We start from the raw sequence: 14,015 nt of genomic DNA, 5'->3' as shown, positions 1-14,015 counted from the left end.
CTATTCATATGATATGTCTTAATGCCGTGGTTATTGGAGTCAAGGGACGGGGGAGCGCCGATGACAAAGAATTTTGCTGCCATTGCCGCGCAGCACTCGGAACTGGTCTCGATCAGCGACGGCATCGCGACAGTCGACATTGCTCCGGCCGCCGGCGGCGCGCTGGCGTCGTATCGATGGTGGCAAGATGGCGCCGCTGTGGATTGGTTACGCCCGGCGGATCCGGCGGCGATCAGCGGCCGCGATGCCGGCGCCATGGCCTGCTTCCCGCTCGTTCCCTATTCCAACCGCATAAGGGGTGGCCGCTTCGAGTTCGCTGGACGTACCGTCCAGCTCCCCAGCAGACCCGAGGACCCGCACCATGAGCATGGCCATGGCTGGCGCAGCCCGTGGGCGGTTGTCAGGCATGAAGCGAGCACGATCGTCCTGCGCTATCGCCACGCCGCCGATTCCTGGCCATGGAGCTATGAGGCCGAGCAAGAGGTCACGCTGGCCGACGGCATGCTTTGCATAACCGTGACAGTGCGCAACCTGTCGGACGCGCCGATGCCGGTCGGCTTCGGCCTCCATCCCTATTTCCCGTCGACGCCGTGGACGCATGTCCAGGCGCCGGTGTCGGGCATGTGGGAAATCGATGGGGAGGTCCTGCCCGTCAGGCACGTCCTGCCGCCAGCTGGAGCCGACCCGTCCATCGGCTTTGACGTATCGGAAGCGGACTTCGACACGGTCTTCACCGGATGGGCGCGCCGTGCCCGGATCACCTGGCCGGAGCAGGGGCGTCGGCTGGACATCGAGGCCGAGGCGCCGCTCGATTTCCTCGTCCTCTACACGCCGCCAGGCGAGCCGTTCTTTTGCGTCGAGCCGGTCAGCAACATCACGGATGCCTTCAACCGCGCCGGCGGCCGTATCGACACTGGCTGCATCGTGCTGGCGCCCGGTCTGATGCGATCCGCCAGCGTTCGCTTCACGCCGTCCCTGGCCGTTTGACCTTTGCTATCGATGCCCGCAGCGAGGGTCGGCTCAGAACGGATAGTGCTGGCCGGGATCCTCGATCGTCACCCAGCGCAGATCGGTGAATTCGGCGATCGAGGCCTTGCCGCCGAAGCGGCCGTAGCCCGAGCCCTTGACGCCGCCGAACGGCATCTGCGCCTCGTCACCAACCGTCGGGCCATTGATGTGACAGATGCCGGCCTCGATGCGCGCGGCGACCGCCATGGCTCGCTTGATGTCGCGGCTGAACACGGCCGACGACAGGCCGTATTCCGTATCGTTGGCGACACGCACGGCCTCGTCCTCGCCTTTCACCCGGATGACCGGTTTGACCGGCCCGAAGGATTCTTCGGCATAGACGCGCATGGCCGGCGTGACATGATCGAGCAGCGTTGCCTCGACAACGGTGCCAGTGCGCTTGCCGCCGGCGACAAGCCTGGCGCCCTTGGCGACAGCATCGGCCACGAGCTCCTCCATCTTGTCGGCCGCCTGGCTGCTGATCAGCGAGCCTAGCACCACATGGCCGCGCGGATCGCCCGCCGGCAGCTGCGAGGCGCGGGCCGCGAGCTTGGAAACGAATTCGTCGGCGACCTTCTCGTCGACGATCAGCCGCTCGGTCGACATGCAGATCTGGCCCTGATGCATGAAGGCGCCGAAGGTGGCGGCATTGACCGCCGCGTCGATGTCGGCATCGTCGAGCACCAGCAGCGGCGCCTTGCCGCCGAGTTCAAGCAGTGCCGGCTTCAGGTGCCGGCCGGCGAGCTCGGCGATGATGCGGCCGACCTTGGTCGAGCCGGTGAAGTTGACGCGCTTGACCGAGGGATGCGCGACCAGCGCCTCGACGATCGCAGCGGCATCCCTGGGGTCGTTGGTGACGACATTGATGACGCCCTTGGGCAGGCCGGCCTCGACCAGCACCTGGCCGATCAGCCGGTGCGTGCCCGGGCACATTTCCGAGGCCTTCAGCACCACGGTGTTGCCACAGGCGATCGGCATGGCGATGGCGCGGGTACCGAGAATGACCGGCGCATTCCACGGCGCGATGCCGAGACACACGCCGGCCGGCTGGCGGATCGCCATGGCCAGCGTCCCCGGCTTGTCGGAGGGGATGATCTCTCCCGAAATCTGCGTCGTCATCGCCGCCGCCTCGCGCAGCATGTTGGCCGCCAGCATCACGTTGAAGCCGGCCCAGGGACCGGTGGCCCCGGTCTCTTCCATCATCAGCCTGGTGAATTCGCCGACCTTGGAGGCCATCACATCTGCCGCCTTGGACAGCAGGGCGCGGCGTTCGCCAGGCCCGGTCTTCGACCAGGTCGTAAAGGCCGCGGCCGCGGCTTCCACAGCGGCATTGGCGTCGGCGACGCTCGCCGCCGCGGCGCGCGTTGCCAGTTTGCCGGTGAACGGGTCCATGCGCTCATAAGAGGCCGAGCCGGACGCATCCCTTTTGTCGCCGTCGATCAGAAGTCCGATATCCATGATTGTCTCCCTCGCTCCGGTGGAGCTTCGTGATTAGAAGCCGAGCACTTCGGCGTTGATAGATGCTTCGAGGCCGCCGTCGACCGGCACATTGGCGCCGTTGACCCAGCGCGCGCCGTCCGAACACAGGAACAGTACGACAGGCGCTATGTCGCCGGATGTGCCGGCCCGTCCGACCCTGGCAATGTCGCTGTCGACGCGGGCATCGCCAAGCACGGTGCGGAACTGCTTCAGGATCGGCGTCTCGACCGGTCCCGGGCTCACCGCATTGACGCGAATGCCACGGCGTTTGAACAGGTCCTGGTGCGCCGCGCGAAAGGTCCACAGCAACAGCAGTTCCTTCGAGACGGGATAGCCTTCCTCGTTCTTGACCGCGTGATTGGCGACCACCTCAGCGACATCGGGAAAACCCTCGATGCCGACCATCGAGGCCGCACGGTTAAGATTGGCGCGCCAGCCATAGCCGGCGATAGAGGCGACGTTGACGACGGCGCCGCCTTCACGAAGTTTTGGCGCCAATGCCTCCGAAAGTGCCCGCAGGCCGTAGAAATTGACGGCCAGCGTCGCTGCCGCGCCGGTGTTGCCGGAAAGGCCGGCGACATTGCAGAGCGCATCGATGCGCTGCGGCAGGCGTGCGACCAGTTCGTCGACGCCGGCCTTCGACGAGATATCGGCCTTGACGAAACTGCCCACCGCTGCCGCCGGCTCGCGCACATCGACGCCAATGACATCGGCGCCAAGCTGGCCGGCAAGTTCCGCCGTGCGCGCGCCAATGCCGGAAGCGACGCCGGTGATGAGGATCGTCTTGCCGAAAAGCATGGTCATGCTTTCTCCCGAGATGTCGTGGATTGTTGTGGCGAGGGTGTCGCGTCGCCGTCGACAGCGGTGGCCAGAAGCCTGACGCGGTAGCCGACCGGCAGCAGCCGCAAGCCAAAGCGCTCCTCGATCGTCCCCCACAGGCCGCGCGGCAGGAACAGCGAGAACAGCACCGCCGTGGCGCCGAGGCCGACCAGATACCAGACGCCGGTGCCGCCGAACCAGGTCTCGATGAGGAAGAACACCAGTGCACCGAGAATGGCGCCCTCGAACGTGCCGATGCCGCCGACCAGCACCATGAAGATCATGTAGGCGGTCCACTGAACGTTGAAGTAGGTCTTCGGCTGGAAGGTGATGGAGGTCGCCAGCCACAGCGCCCCGGCAATGCCGATGCCGAAGGCGGCAAGCACGAACAAAAGCCGCTTCGTGCCGGTGACGCGCACGCCGACCGAGGCGGCGGCATCCTCATTGTCGCGGATGGCGCGGATGGCGGCACCCGTGCTGCCGCGCAGCAGGCCGAACAGAATGGCAAGCAGCGCGGTCATCGACGCCAGCGCCAGCCAGTAGATAACAGTCCGTCGGGTGCCGGCATCGTAGACATTGAGCGAGATCAGCGACGTCCCGGTCTCGCCTTGCACCAGCCGGTCGAGATTGACCAGGAGATGCGTCAGCGCCGCGATCACCCACATGCCGATGGCGAACTCGCCGTTTCTCAGCCGCAGCATGAACAGCGACAGCGGCCAGGAGACCGCGCCGACAACGATCGCCGAGACGAAAAGCGCGGCAAAGGGGTTGAGGCCGACATCGGCCAACCGGATGGCGAAATAGGCGCCGAGCCCGAAGAACACTTGCTGGCCGACGGAGACCAGGCCGCCAAAGCCGGCAAGCGCGTTCCACATCGCCGCCAGGATCACATAGATGAACAATGCCGTCATGCGGTCGACCGCGCCGGCCGAGAGGACCTGTGGGGCGAAAGCAAGCAGCGCGATGATGACGGCGACCGCAATCGCCGCGATCCGCGACGCCGTCGTGCCGCGCTCGATGACCGGTGAGGAGGAGACGGCGCTCATGACGCGCTCCGGGAAGGCAGACGCAACAGGCCGCGCAGGCCGAGGCCGGAGGTCGAAAGCCGCACGAACAGCACGACCAGGAACACGGCATGGCCGCCGATCAGAAAGCCTTGCGGATGCACCTGCGCGCCGAGCGTCTGCGCCAGCGCCAGCACGATGCCGCCGATCAGCGTGCCCCACAGCGAACCGGCGCCGCCGATAACCGCCGCTTCGAAGGCGAACAGCAATTGCGGCGCGCCGGCATAGGGATCGAAGGTGGCGCGCATGCCCAGGAAAGCGCCGGCAAGGCCGACCGTCACCATGGCGATAGCGGCAGCGATAGCATTGGCGCGGCGCGCGTCGACGCCGACCAGGCCGGCTGTGTCGGGATCTTCCGAGGTGGCACGGATCGAGCGGCCAAGCCTTGTGCGGGTGAGGAACAGTTGCAGCCCGCCGAGCAGGATCACGGCGGTGGCGAACATGATCACGGCTAGCTTGCCGACATAGATGCTGCCCGGCCACTCCCAGGAATCATAGGACAGGCTGCCGATATAGGGCGCCAGCGAACGCGTGTCCGCGCCGAACTGCTCGAACAGCATGTTGTCGATGACGATGGCGAGGCCAAACGTGGTCAGGATCGGCAGCAGCGCACCGCCGCGCGCGCTGCGCTCGAGCAGGAAGCGCTGCAGCGCCCAGCCGATCGCCGCCATCAGCGGCAGCACGATGAGCAGGCCGATGAACGGCGAGATATGGAACCGTGAGGCCAGCCACCACAGGGCAAAGGCGGCGAACACGGCAAGGCTGCCATGCGCGAGGTTGATGATGCGCATCACCGAAAACATGAAGGACAGGCCGCAGGCGATCAGCGCGTAGTAGCCGCCGAGAAGAACGCCTTGGATGATCTGATTGCTCATGCCGGAACGCTCCCGGGGCTTTTCCGGTGCAGGCCGAAATAGGCCTTCGTCACATCGTCGCGCGACACTGCCTTGCTCGGCCCTTCGAGCGCGATGCGACCTTCCAGCATGCAGATCACCCTGTCGGAAACCGACAGCGCTCGGTTGAGATCCTGTTCGACCAGGATGATGGTCGTGCCGGAAGCGATCAACCCCTGCAGGGCCGCATAGACACGGTCGACGATCAGCGGCGACAGGCCGAGCGAAACCTCATCGAGCAAAAGCACGTCCGGGTTGCTCATCAGCGCGCGGCCGATCGCCGTCGCCTGCTGCTCGCCGCCCGAGAGATGGCCGGTCTTGGCGTGCCGGCGCGGCTTCAGGTTCGGAAACATCTCCAGTACCTTGTCGACGCTCCAGTCGCCCGTCCGGCCGGCTGTCCTGCCGAGCAGAAGGTTTTCCTCGACCGTCATCTGCACGAAGAGCTTTCGCCCCTCCGGCACCAGGGCGATGCCCATGCCGACGCGCCTGTGCGACGGCACGCTGGTGAGATCGGCTCCGTCCAGCAGCACGCGCCCGGCGGCCGGCTGATGCGCGCCGGCGATTGCCCTGAGCAGCGTTGTCTTGCCAGCGCCGTTGGCGCCGACCAGCGCCAAAGTCTCGCCGCGCTCGACAGTGAAGCTCACGCCGCGCACCGCCTGTAAGAGGCCATGCCGCACAACGAGATCCTCGACCGACAACAGGCTCATTTCGGGCCTCCGCCGAGATAGGCGCGCACGACCTCCGGATCGGCCATGACGGCCTGCGGATCGCCGTCGGCGATGATTTTCCCAGCGTCCATGCAGATCAGCCGCTCGGCGACCTGCAGCAGGATATGGACGATGTGCTCGATCCACACGATGCCGATCTTGCGCCGGCGCAATTCCTTGATCGTGTCGACAAGCTCGCCGGCCTCGCCGTCGGTCAGGCCGCCGCCGATCTCGTCGAGCAACAGCAGCGTCGGCCTTGCCGCAAGCGCGCGCGCCAGTTCCAGCCGCTTGCGGTCGAGCAGGCCGAGCGTTTCGGCGCGGCGGTTGGCGACACCGAGCATGCCGCACAGTTTCAGCGAGCCGAGCGCCTCTTCATAGGCTTCATCGCGGGCAAGGCCGGCGCCATGCGAGGCGGCGACGAAGACATTCTCGAATGTGGTCATGCCGCTGAATGGTTTGGGCACCTGGTGCGTGCGCACCAGCCCAAGCCGGCAGCGCTGCGTCGCCGGCAGCGCCGTCACGTCACCACCCTTGAAGCGGACCGTGCCTGAGCTCGGTGGAAAGGCACCCGCGAGCACGCTGAGCAGCGTCGTCTTGCCGGCGCCGTTCGGGCCGACAATGCCGACCGCTTCGTCGGCCGACATGGTGAAGTCGACCGCATCCAGCACCACAAGCGCGCCGAAGCGCTTGTGGATACCGGCAGCGGTGAGAACAGCCTGTTGTTGCGGATGGGTCACCAGGCGATCCTCGTCAGCGGTCCATCAGCCGTTGTAAGGCAGAAGCTTGGCTTCGACAGGCACCTTCGGGTCGGTGGCGTTCTCGGTCACGACATAGTCGAGCGGGAATTTGCTGCCTTCCTTGGCGGCCACCCATTGCGTGCCGATGATCGGACCGGGCGAGACATTGGCGACAGGGCCGCTGGTGAAATCGACCTTGCCGATCATGGTCTCGGTCTTCAGCGTGCTCAGCGCCTTGGCTACCGCCGCCTTGTCCTTGGCGTCGGAGCTCGCCTTCAGCGCTTCGAAGCCGGCGTCGAGCAGCGACATCGAGGCGCCGAGCTGCTGTGTCCACTGCTTGCCGCTTGCCGCCTCGTAGCCGTCGGCGAGCTCGGTGCCCGAAACGCCGGTGAGAGGCGATTTATAGGGGAACGCCTTGTGCCAGTAGGCGGCGCTCGAAATCTTCATGCCGAGATCGCCGAGCGCCTCGATGTCGGAGGGGAACAGGCCGGTCTTGGCGACCTGGGCGATCTTGATCTGCTTGATCAGCCCCTGCTGTGCCGCCTGGCGCCAGAAGGCGGCGAAGTCCGGCGGGATCGGGAAGGAGTTGAAGATCTCGACGCCTTCCTGCTTGAACAGCGCGATCTGGGAGGAATAGTCCGTGGTGCCGGTTTCATAGGCGCCGGGATCGACGATGGTGAAACCCTGCTTGGCCAAGAGCGGCGCCAGATTGGCGCGGATGGCGTTGCCGTCGGCGTCGTTGGGATACATGACGCCGACCTTCTTGTTGGTCTCGATCAGGTTCCATTGCGAGATATAGGCCTTGAAGAATTCGCCGACGCCGAAGCCGAAATGATAGGTCCACTTGAACGGCGAGGGCGCGCCGGGCTTGGCGCCGCGGCCGAAATACCAGGCTTCCCACGGCATGACGGTCGACAGGCAGGGCACCCCCGCGGCCTCGCAGGCGTCGGCCACCGGATTGATCACCTCCGGCGTCGACACCGCCAGCATCAGGTCGATGGCCTGATTGTTGATCAGGTCCTTGGCGAGCTGGCCCGCGCGGGAAGGATCGGACTGCGTGTCCTGGTCGAGGATTTCGACGCTATACTTCTTGCCGCCGATCTCGAGGCCGCCGGCGAGTGCCTTGCGGGCAAGGTCGAGCACATAGCCGTCGGTCTGGCCGAAGCCGGCCAGCGGCCCGGTGCGCGGGCTGACGAAGCCGACCTTGAGCGTGCCGGCTGCCTGGGCGAAGGCCTTGCTGCCGCCGAGCGCGAGTGCCGCGCCGCCGGCGATCGAGGTGGCGATGAACTGGCGCCGCGACACGCCACGAATACTGGATCTGCTACCGCTAACGTAGGTCATGCATTCCTCCCTCTGTAGTCCTCCATCGGCACAGTGCACCAGCGTTTTGGTTCGGTAAAATGATATTTTGCGGTATTTCATTAACCCTGGGGTTAGCGAATTTCTGAAGAGGATGCAGCCCGGCCCGAACGGTCCGACGCCTCACTTGCCCGGCCTTGCCGCCTCGCGAATGGTTTGCAGCAGGATTGTGAAGGCGGGCGAGGGCGCCGTATCCGTCCGCATCGTCAAGCCGACCGGCCCCTTGGTTTCCTCGGTGTCGACCGGCAGGGCGACGAAGGCGCCACTGGCGATTTCGTTGGCGACGACCCCTGCAGAGATGATCCACACCGCATTGCTCTGCCGCATGAAGGAGCGGCCGAAAGAGTCCGAGACGGTTTCGATCTCGGTCGCCGGCGCGGTCATGCCATTGGTGATGAACAGGCGATCGACGAAGGGGCGTATGACGGATTCCCGGGTCGGCATCAGCACCGGGAATTCGTCGAGCCGTGCGAAGATATCCGCTCCCGGTTCGAGCAGGGGGTGTCCGGCGCGCACAACGAACAGCACCTGTTCGGAATAGAGATGCTCGAAGAAGAAGCCGGTCATGTTTTCGGGCGCCGCCAGCCGCCCGACGACCAGATCGAGCGCGCCGGTACGCAATTGCTCGAGCAGCACGGCGTTCTCGCCGGTGACGATCTTGATAGCCGCCCCGGTATTTTCCCCGAGGAACAGGCTGATGGCCTGCGGCATGACTTTGGCCGACACGGTCGGCAGCGCACCGATGCGGATCGGATGGCGATTGATGGCGCCGTCCTGGCGAACGGAATCGACGCCGCGCTTGAACGCCGTAATCGCCGAGCCGGCATGGCCGAGGAAGATCTCGCCGAGCCTTGTGACGCGAATGCCGCGCCCGTCACGTTCGACGACGGCGACACCGAGCGCCTCCTCCAACTCACGCAACGTCTTGGTCACCGCAGGCGCACTGACATGCAGGAAGTCGGCGGCGCGGGCCACGCTGCCTTGCCGCGCGACTTCCAGGAATGCCTGCAGGTGACGGAAGCGGATGCGGCTTTCGGCCATGGATTTGATAACCCCTGAGTTAATGGAATGGCGAAAAATATCATTTTACCGAACCAAATGCCTTGTGCAATGTGGGGGAGGAGGATCGAAATCGTGCCATTCGTCACCATCGGCGGCATCACGCTGCATCATCGCCACGTCAAGGCGACCGGCAATGCGTGCGCGATCATATTCATCAATTCGCTGGGCACCGATTTCCGGATCTGGGACGATGTTGTCGCCGCACTTGATGGCGAAATGTCCTTGCTGGTCTATGACAAGCGCGGCCACGGGCTGTCCGACATCGGCGACATCAAGTCGATCGACGATCATGTCGACGATCTCTCGGGCCTCATCGATCATTTCGGGTGGAAGAAGGTGGTGCTGTGCGGCCTCTCGGTCGGCGGCATGATCGCACAAGCCCTCTATGCCAGGCGCCCCGGGATCGTCGAGGCCTTGATCCTGTGCGACACGGCCCACAAGATCGGCACGAATGAGAGCTGGAACACCCGCATCGCGGTCGTCGAGCGCAAAGGCATCCAGGCCATTGCCGATAGCGTGCTCAAACTGTGGTTCACTCCGGCCTTCCACACCGCGCGGGTGGCCGAGCTGGACGGCTACTGGAACATGATGACGCGGCAAGCACCCGCCGGCTACCTCGGAACCTGCGCCGCTATCCGCGACGCCGATTTCACCGACGCGGCGCGCCGCATCTCGGTGCCGACGCTCTGCGTCGTCGGTGAGCGGGATGGCTCGACGCCTCCTCCTCTCGTCCGCTCGCTGGCCGCCCTTATCCCCGGTTCGCGTTTCGAGATCATCCGCGACGCCGGACATATCCCTTGCGTCGAACAGCCTGAAGCGCTGGTCGCCCTGATCCGCGAATTTGTCGCGTCGCTTGCCTCTGGAGCACAAAACCATGGATGAAGTCCCCGGCAACGCAGCCAGGTATCGCACTGGTCTCGCGGTGCGCCGCGCGGTGCTCGGCGATCGGCATGTCGATCGGGCCGAGATCGCTGCCACCGATTTCGATCAGCCCTTCCAGGAACTGATCACCGAGGCCGCCTGGGGAACGGTGTGGGCACGGCCGGGCCTCAGCAAGCGCGAGCGCTCGATCGTCACGCTGGCGCTGCTGGCCGCACTCGGCCATGATGAGGAGGTCGCCCTGCATGTGCGCGCCACCGCCAACACCGGCGCGACGCGCGACGATATCTGCGAGGCGTTCCTGCATGTCGCCATCTATGCCGGCGTGCCGGCCGCCAACCGTGCCTTCAGAATAGCCAAGGACCTGTTTTCGGAAATGGACGGAGCCGACAATGCCCGCTGAGTCCGGCTCGAACCGGAGGCCCGAGACCGGCGCTTTCTTCCAGCGCGACCGGACATGGCATCCGCCGGCGCTGACGCCGGGCTACAAAAGTTCGGTGCTGCGCTCGCCGCAAAAGGCACTTCTGTCCTTCGACAACACGCTGTCGGAAATTGCCGGACCGGTTTTCGGCCATGCCATGCTGGGAGAACTCGACGCCGACCTGATCCACAATTTCGCCAGGCCCGGCGAGAGCGCCATCGGCGAGCGCATCATCGTCCATGGGCGGGTGCTCGATGAGCGCGGGGTTGGCGTTCCCGGCGTGCTCCTCGAATTCTGGCAGGCCAATGCCGGCGGCCGCTACCGTCACAAGAAGGATGGCTATCTGGCACCGCTCGATCCGAATTTCGGCGGCTGCGGCCGCACCATTACAGGTGAGGATGGCTTCTACGCCTTTCGCACCGTCAAGCCCGGGCCCTATCCCTGGCCGAACGGACCCAATGACTGGCGCCCGGCGCACATCCATTTCTCGGTTTTCGGCCATGGCTTTGCCCAGCGCCTGATCACGCAGATGTACTTCGAGGGCGACCCGCTGATCTGGAAATGCCCGATCGTGCGCGGTATCGCCGACAAGGCGGCCATCGAGGCGCTGACAGCCGTCCTCGACACGCAGGCGACCATTCCGATGGATGCGCTCGCCTACAGGTTCGACATCGTGCTGCGCGGCCGCCGTTCGTCACTGTTCGAAAACCGGCTGGAGGGCAATTGATGAGCCAGTCGCTCGACAGGCTCAAGGAGAGCCCTTCGCAGACAGCCGGGCCGTACGTCCATATCGGGCTGACGCCGAATTTCTGCGGCATCAGCGGCGTCTATGAGAGTGATCTTGGCTCGACCATGGTCAACGACAAAACCAGGGGCGAGCGCATCGCTCTCAATATCCGCGTGCTCGACGGCACCGGCACGCCGCTCAAGGATGCGCTGATCGAGATCTGGCAGGCGGACGCCGACGGGCTCTACAATTCGCCGGCCGAATTGCGCGGCGCGGCCGATCCGAACTTCTTCGGCTGGGGCCGCTGCCCGACCGACATGGACACGGGCGTCTGTGCCTTCGAGACGATCAAGCCCGGCCGCGTGCCGTTCCGGGATGGTCGCCTGATGGCGCCGCACATCACGCTGTGGATCGTCGCGCGCGGCATCAATCTCGGCCTGCACACACGACTCTATTTTTCCGACGAGGAAAAAGCCAATGGCGAGGATCCGATCCTGGCGCGCATCGAGCATCGCGTTCGCGTGCCGACGCTGATCGCCGAGCGCCACGGCGACACCTATGTCTTCGACGTCCATCTCCAGGGGGAGAAGGAAACGGTCTTCTTCGACAGCTGATGGTCAGGAAGAACAGGACATGACCGTATCGCCCTTCGACCATCCTCTGCTTTCCGCTCTTCTCGGCGACGAGGAAGCGTCGAGGCTCTTTTCCGTCGAGGCGGAGATCGCGGCGGCGCTGGCGTTCGAGCGCGCACTGGCGGAAGCCGAGGCCGAGAGCGGGATCATCGCCGGAGACGCGGCAACGGCGATCGCGGCGGTGCTCGGCTCGTTCCGGCCGGACACCGCCTTGCTGCGGACCGCCGTCGCCAGGGACGGCGTCATGGTGCCGGAACTGGTGCGCCAGATCAGGGCGGCGGTCGGCGAACCACATGGCGGCTTCGTTCATCTCGGTGCGACCAGCCAGGACGTGATCGATACGAGCCTGGTGCTGCGGCTGAAATCGATCCTCGAGCATCTCGGCCTGTTGCTGACCGAGACGATTTTGCGCCTTGCCTCGCTGGAGGAGCGCTTCGGGAGCAGGGCTCTGACCGGGATGACCCGGATGCAGCCAGCGATCCCGATCAGAGTGGCCGATCGCGTGACCGCCTGGCGAGCACCGCTGAAGCGGCATCAGGAGAGATTGTCGGAACAGGCGAGGCGCCTGCTGGTGGTTCAGTTCGGGGGCGCTGCCGGCACGCTGGAAAAGCTTGGCGACAAGGGGCCGGCGGTGCGCGCCGCGCTTGCCGCAAAACTCGGCCTTGCCGACGCACCGCAATGGCACAGCCAACGCGATGCGCTCGCCGATTTCGCGGGCTGGCTGTCGCTGCTGACCGGCAGCCTCGGCAAGTTCGGCCAGGACATTGCGCTGATGGCGCAGGGTGGCGCCGACATCGCGCTTTCCGGCGGTGGCGGCTCGTCGGCCATGCCGCACAAGCAGAACCCGGTGAAGGCCGAGGCGCTGGTGGCGCTGGCCCGCTTCAACGCCACGCAGCTTTCCGGCATGCATCAGGCGCTGCTGCATGAGCAGGAGCGTTCGGGCGCGGCCTGGACGCTGGAATGGCTGCTGCTGCCGCAGATTGTCGTTGCCACCGCCGCATCCCTGCGCCTTGCCGCCGAACTGGCCGCGCAGGTCGAAAGCCTCGGTCACTGATGCGCACGCAGGTCGCCATTATCGGCTCCGGACCCTCCGGCCTGCTGCATGGGCAGCTTCTGGCCGGCATCGGCGTCGAGACGGTCATTCTCGAACGCTCGAGCCGCGAGCATGTGCTTGGCCGCGTGCGGGCAGGGGTGCTCGAACAGGGCACGGTCGAATTGCTGGAAGATGCTGGTGTTGCCGCAAGGCTGCATGCCGAAGGCCTGCCGCATTCCGGCATTTCACTGGCTTTCGACGGACGCCTGCACCGCATCGATCTCGCCGCGCTCACCGGCGGCAAGCATGTCACCGTCTATGGCCAGACCGAAGTGACGCATGATCTGATGGACAAGCGCGAGGCGGCTAGCCTCGTCACGGTCTATGAGGCCGCAAATGTCGCGCTGCATGATTTCGATGGCGTCGCACCGTTCGTCACCTACGACAAGGACGGCATCAGCCATCGCGTCGATTGCGACTTCATCGCCGGCTGCGACGGCTATCACGGCGTCAGCCGCAGATCGGTGCCGAGTGCTGCGCTGAAAACCTTCGAGCGGCAGTATCCGTTCGGTTGGCTCGGCGTGCTGGCCGAAGTGCCGCCGGCCGATCACGAACTGGTCTACGCCAATCACGAGCGAGGCTTCGCGCTTTGCTCGATGCGTTCGACGCACCGCAGCCGCTACTATGTGCAGTGCCCGCAGGACGATCGCGTCGAGGCATGGTCCGATGACCGCTTCTGGGACGAGTTGCGCCGCCGCTTGCCGGAACAGACCGCGGCCAGTGTCACCACCGGGCCGTCCTTCGAAAAGTCGATCGCGCCGCTGCGCTCCTTCGTTGCCGAGCCGATGCGCTTCGGTCGACTGTTCCTGGTCGGCGACGCCGCCCACATCGTGCCGCCCACCGGCGCCAAGGGCCTCAACCTCGCCGCCAGCGACGTGCGCTATCTCTTCGCCGGCTTGCGCGAGTTCTACCTGGAGAAGTCGCAAGCTGGCATCGAGGCCTATTCGCAAAAGGCGCTGGCGCGCGTGTGGAAGGCGGTGCGCTTTTCCTGGTGGATGACCACCATGCTGCATCGCTTTCCCGACACGGGCGACTTCGGCCAGCGCATCCAGGAGGCCGAACTCGACTATCTCGTGCACTCGCAGGCGGCGTCGACCGCACTCGCCGAGAATTATGTCGGACTGCCGTACTGAAG

The 14,015-nt window shown here is 65.4% G+C and carries 15 protein-coding genes; 7 read left to right on the top strand and 8 right to left on the bottom strand.

The annotated features are described in order from the left end of the window. The first annotated feature begins 60 nt into the window (after positions 1 to 60). Positions 61 to 987 (top strand): aldose 1-epimerase, encoded by a 927-nt coding sequence (locus JG746_RS27165; RefSeq protein ID WP_202355522.1) that lies wholly within the window; start codon positions 61 to 63, stop codon positions 985 to 987. A gap of 33 nt (positions 988 to 1,020) precedes the next feature. Here the strand turns inward: JG746_RS27165 and JG746_RS27160 are convergent, their stop codons facing one another. From JG746_RS27160 to pcaQ, 8 genes are all read right to left on the bottom strand, one after another. Next, positions 1,021 to 2,466 carry an aldehyde dehydrogenase gene (locus tag JG746_RS27160; protein WP_202355521.1) on the bottom strand — a complete coding sequence of 482 codons (1,446 nt, stop codon included), beginning with the start codon at positions 2,464 to 2,466 and terminating at the stop codon, positions 1,021 to 1,023. A gap of 33 nt (positions 2,467 to 2,499) precedes the next feature. Next, positions 2,500 to 3,285, bottom strand: a complete 786-nt coding sequence (locus tag JG746_RS27155; protein ID WP_202359481.1) for a coniferyl-alcohol dehydrogenase — start codon at positions 3,283 to 3,285, stop codon at positions 2,500 to 2,502. A 2-nt stretch (positions 3,286 to 3,287) separates the two neighbouring features. Further along, positions 3,288 to 4,352, bottom strand: a complete 1,065-nt coding sequence (locus JG746_RS27150; protein ID WP_202355520.1) for a branched-chain amino acid ABC transporter permease — start codon at positions 4,350 to 4,352, stop codon at positions 3,288 to 3,290. Continuing rightward, positions 4,349 to 5,245, bottom strand: coding sequence for a branched-chain amino acid ABC transporter permease (locus tag JG746_RS27145; RefSeq protein ID WP_202355519.1), 897 nt, complete (start codon positions 5,243 to 5,245; stop codon positions 4,349 to 4,351). Before JG746_RS27145 ends, JG746_RS27150 begins: the two co-directional genes overlap by 4 nt. Continuing rightward, entirely contained in the window at positions 5,242 to 5,970 is a 729-nt protein-coding gene (locus JG746_RS27140) for an ABC transporter ATP-binding protein (protein ID WP_202355518.1), read from the bottom strand. The genes JG746_RS27145 and JG746_RS27140 overlap by 4 nt, the downstream gene beginning before the upstream one ends. Further along, positions 5,967 to 6,710: an ABC transporter ATP-binding protein gene (locus JG746_RS27135; RefSeq protein WP_202359480.1), complete on the bottom strand. Its 744-nt coding sequence runs from the start codon at positions 6,708 to 6,710 to the stop codon at positions 5,967 to 5,969. The genes JG746_RS27140 and JG746_RS27135 overlap by 4 nt, the downstream gene beginning before the upstream one ends. A 21-nt stretch (positions 6,711 to 6,731) precedes the next feature. Next, positions 6,732 to 8,048, bottom strand: coding sequence for an ABC transporter substrate-binding protein (locus JG746_RS27130; RefSeq protein WP_202355517.1), 1,317 nt, complete (start codon positions 8,046 to 8,048; stop codon positions 6,732 to 6,734). Between the two features lie 141 nt (positions 8,049 to 8,189). Continuing rightward, a complete protein-coding gene (gene pcaQ, locus JG746_RS27125; protein ID WP_202355516.1) occupies positions 8,190 to 9,107 on the bottom strand; it encodes a pca operon transcription factor PcaQ in 918 nt (305 codons plus the stop codon). Positions 9,108 to 9,200: 93 nt separating this feature from the next. On the opposite strand from pcaQ, the gene pcaD reads away from it, so the two are divergent. From pcaD to pobA, 6 genes are read left to right on the top strand one after another with little or no spacing between them, the layout of a single operon-like run. Beyond that, on the top strand, positions 9,201 to 10,010 hold the full coding sequence (gene pcaD, locus JG746_RS27120; protein WP_202355515.1) for a 3-oxoadipate enol-lactonase: 810 nt from the start codon (positions 9,201 to 9,203) through the stop codon (positions 10,008 to 10,010). After that, positions 10,003 to 10,410, top strand: a complete 408-nt coding sequence (gene pcaC, locus JG746_RS27115) for a 4-carboxymuconolactone decarboxylase (protein WP_202355514.1) — start codon at positions 10,003 to 10,005, stop codon at positions 10,408 to 10,410. Before pcaD ends, pcaC begins: the two co-directional genes overlap by 8 nt. After that, positions 10,400 to 11,155 (top strand): protocatechuate 3,4-dioxygenase subunit beta, encoded by a 756-nt coding sequence (gene pcaH, locus JG746_RS27110; protein ID WP_202355513.1) that lies wholly within the window; start codon positions 10,400 to 10,402, stop codon positions 11,153 to 11,155. The genes pcaC and pcaH overlap by 11 nt, the downstream gene beginning before the upstream one ends. Further along, positions 11,155 to 11,769 carry a protocatechuate 3,4-dioxygenase subunit alpha gene (gene pcaG / locus JG746_RS27105; RefSeq protein WP_202355512.1) on the top strand — a complete coding sequence of 205 codons (615 nt, stop codon included), beginning with the start codon at positions 11,155 to 11,157 and terminating at the stop codon, positions 11,767 to 11,769. The genes pcaH and pcaG overlap by 1 nt, the downstream gene beginning before the upstream one ends. Before the next feature lie 19 nt (positions 11,770 to 11,788). Then, positions 11,789 to 12,841 carry a 3-carboxy-cis,cis-muconate cycloisomerase gene (locus JG746_RS27100; RefSeq protein ID WP_202355511.1) on the top strand — a complete coding sequence of 351 codons (1,053 nt, stop codon included), beginning with the start codon at positions 11,789 to 11,791 and terminating at the stop codon, positions 12,839 to 12,841. After that, entirely contained in the window at positions 12,841 to 14,013 is a 1,173-nt protein-coding gene (gene pobA / locus JG746_RS27095) for a 4-hydroxybenzoate 3-monooxygenase (protein WP_202355510.1), read from the top strand. The genes JG746_RS27100 and pobA overlap by 1 nt, the downstream gene beginning before the upstream one ends. Positions 14,014 to 14,015 lie beyond the last annotated feature (2 nt).

It is taken from the genome of Mesorhizobium sp. 113-3-3, from assembly GCF_016756495.1.
In the GTDB taxonomy this organism is placed as follows: Bacteria; Pseudomonadota; Alphaproteobacteria; order Rhizobiales; family Rhizobiaceae; genus Mesorhizobium.
Note: the sequence above shows the minus strand (reverse complement) of the source record. Positions and strands in the feature narration are given on the sequence as shown.

Coding starts and splice junctions, on each gene's coding strand:
- JG746_RS27165 (WP_202355522.1), top strand. CDS start 61: ATGACAAAGAATTTTGCTGCCATTGCCGCGCAGCACTCGGAACTGGTC.
- JG746_RS27160 (WP_202355521.1), bottom strand. CDS start 2,466: ATGGATATCGGACTTCTGATCGACGGCGACAAAAGGGATGCGTCCGGC.
- JG746_RS27155 (WP_202359481.1), bottom strand. CDS start 3,285: ATGCTTTTCGGCAAGACGATCCTCATCACCGGCGTCGCTTCCGGCATT.
- JG746_RS27150 (WP_202355520.1), bottom strand. CDS start 4,352: ATGAGCGCCGTCTCCTCCTCACCGGTCATCGAGCGCGGCACGACGGCG.
- JG746_RS27145 (WP_202355519.1), bottom strand. CDS start 5,245: ATGAGCAATCAGATCATCCAAGGCGTTCTTCTCGGCGGCTACTACGCG.
- JG746_RS27140 (WP_202355518.1), bottom strand. CDS start 5,970: ATGAGCCTGTTGTCGGTCGAGGATCTCGTTGTGCGGCATGGCCTCTTA.
- JG746_RS27130 (WP_202355517.1), bottom strand. CDS start 8,048: ATGACCTACGTTAGCGGTAGCAGATCCAGTATTCGTGGCGTGTCGCGG.
- pcaQ (WP_202355516.1), bottom strand. CDS start 9,107: ATGGCCGAAAGCCGCATCCGCTTCCGTCACCTGCAGGCATTCCTGGAA.
- pcaC (WP_202355514.1), top strand. CDS start 10,003: ATGGATGAAGTCCCCGGCAACGCAGCCAGGTATCGCACTGGTCTCGCG.
- pcaH (WP_202355513.1), top strand. CDS start 10,400: ATGCCCGCTGAGTCCGGCTCGAACCGGAGGCCCGAGACCGGCGCTTTC.
- pcaG (WP_202355512.1), top strand. CDS start 11,155: ATGAGCCAGTCGCTCGACAGGCTCAAGGAGAGCCCTTCGCAGACAGCC.
- JG746_RS27100 (WP_202355511.1), top strand. CDS start 11,789: ATGACCGTATCGCCCTTCGACCATCCTCTGCTTTCCGCTCTTCTCGGC.
- pobA (WP_202355510.1), top strand. CDS start 12,841: ATGCGCACGCAGGTCGCCATTATCGGCTCCGGACCCTCCGGCCTGCTG.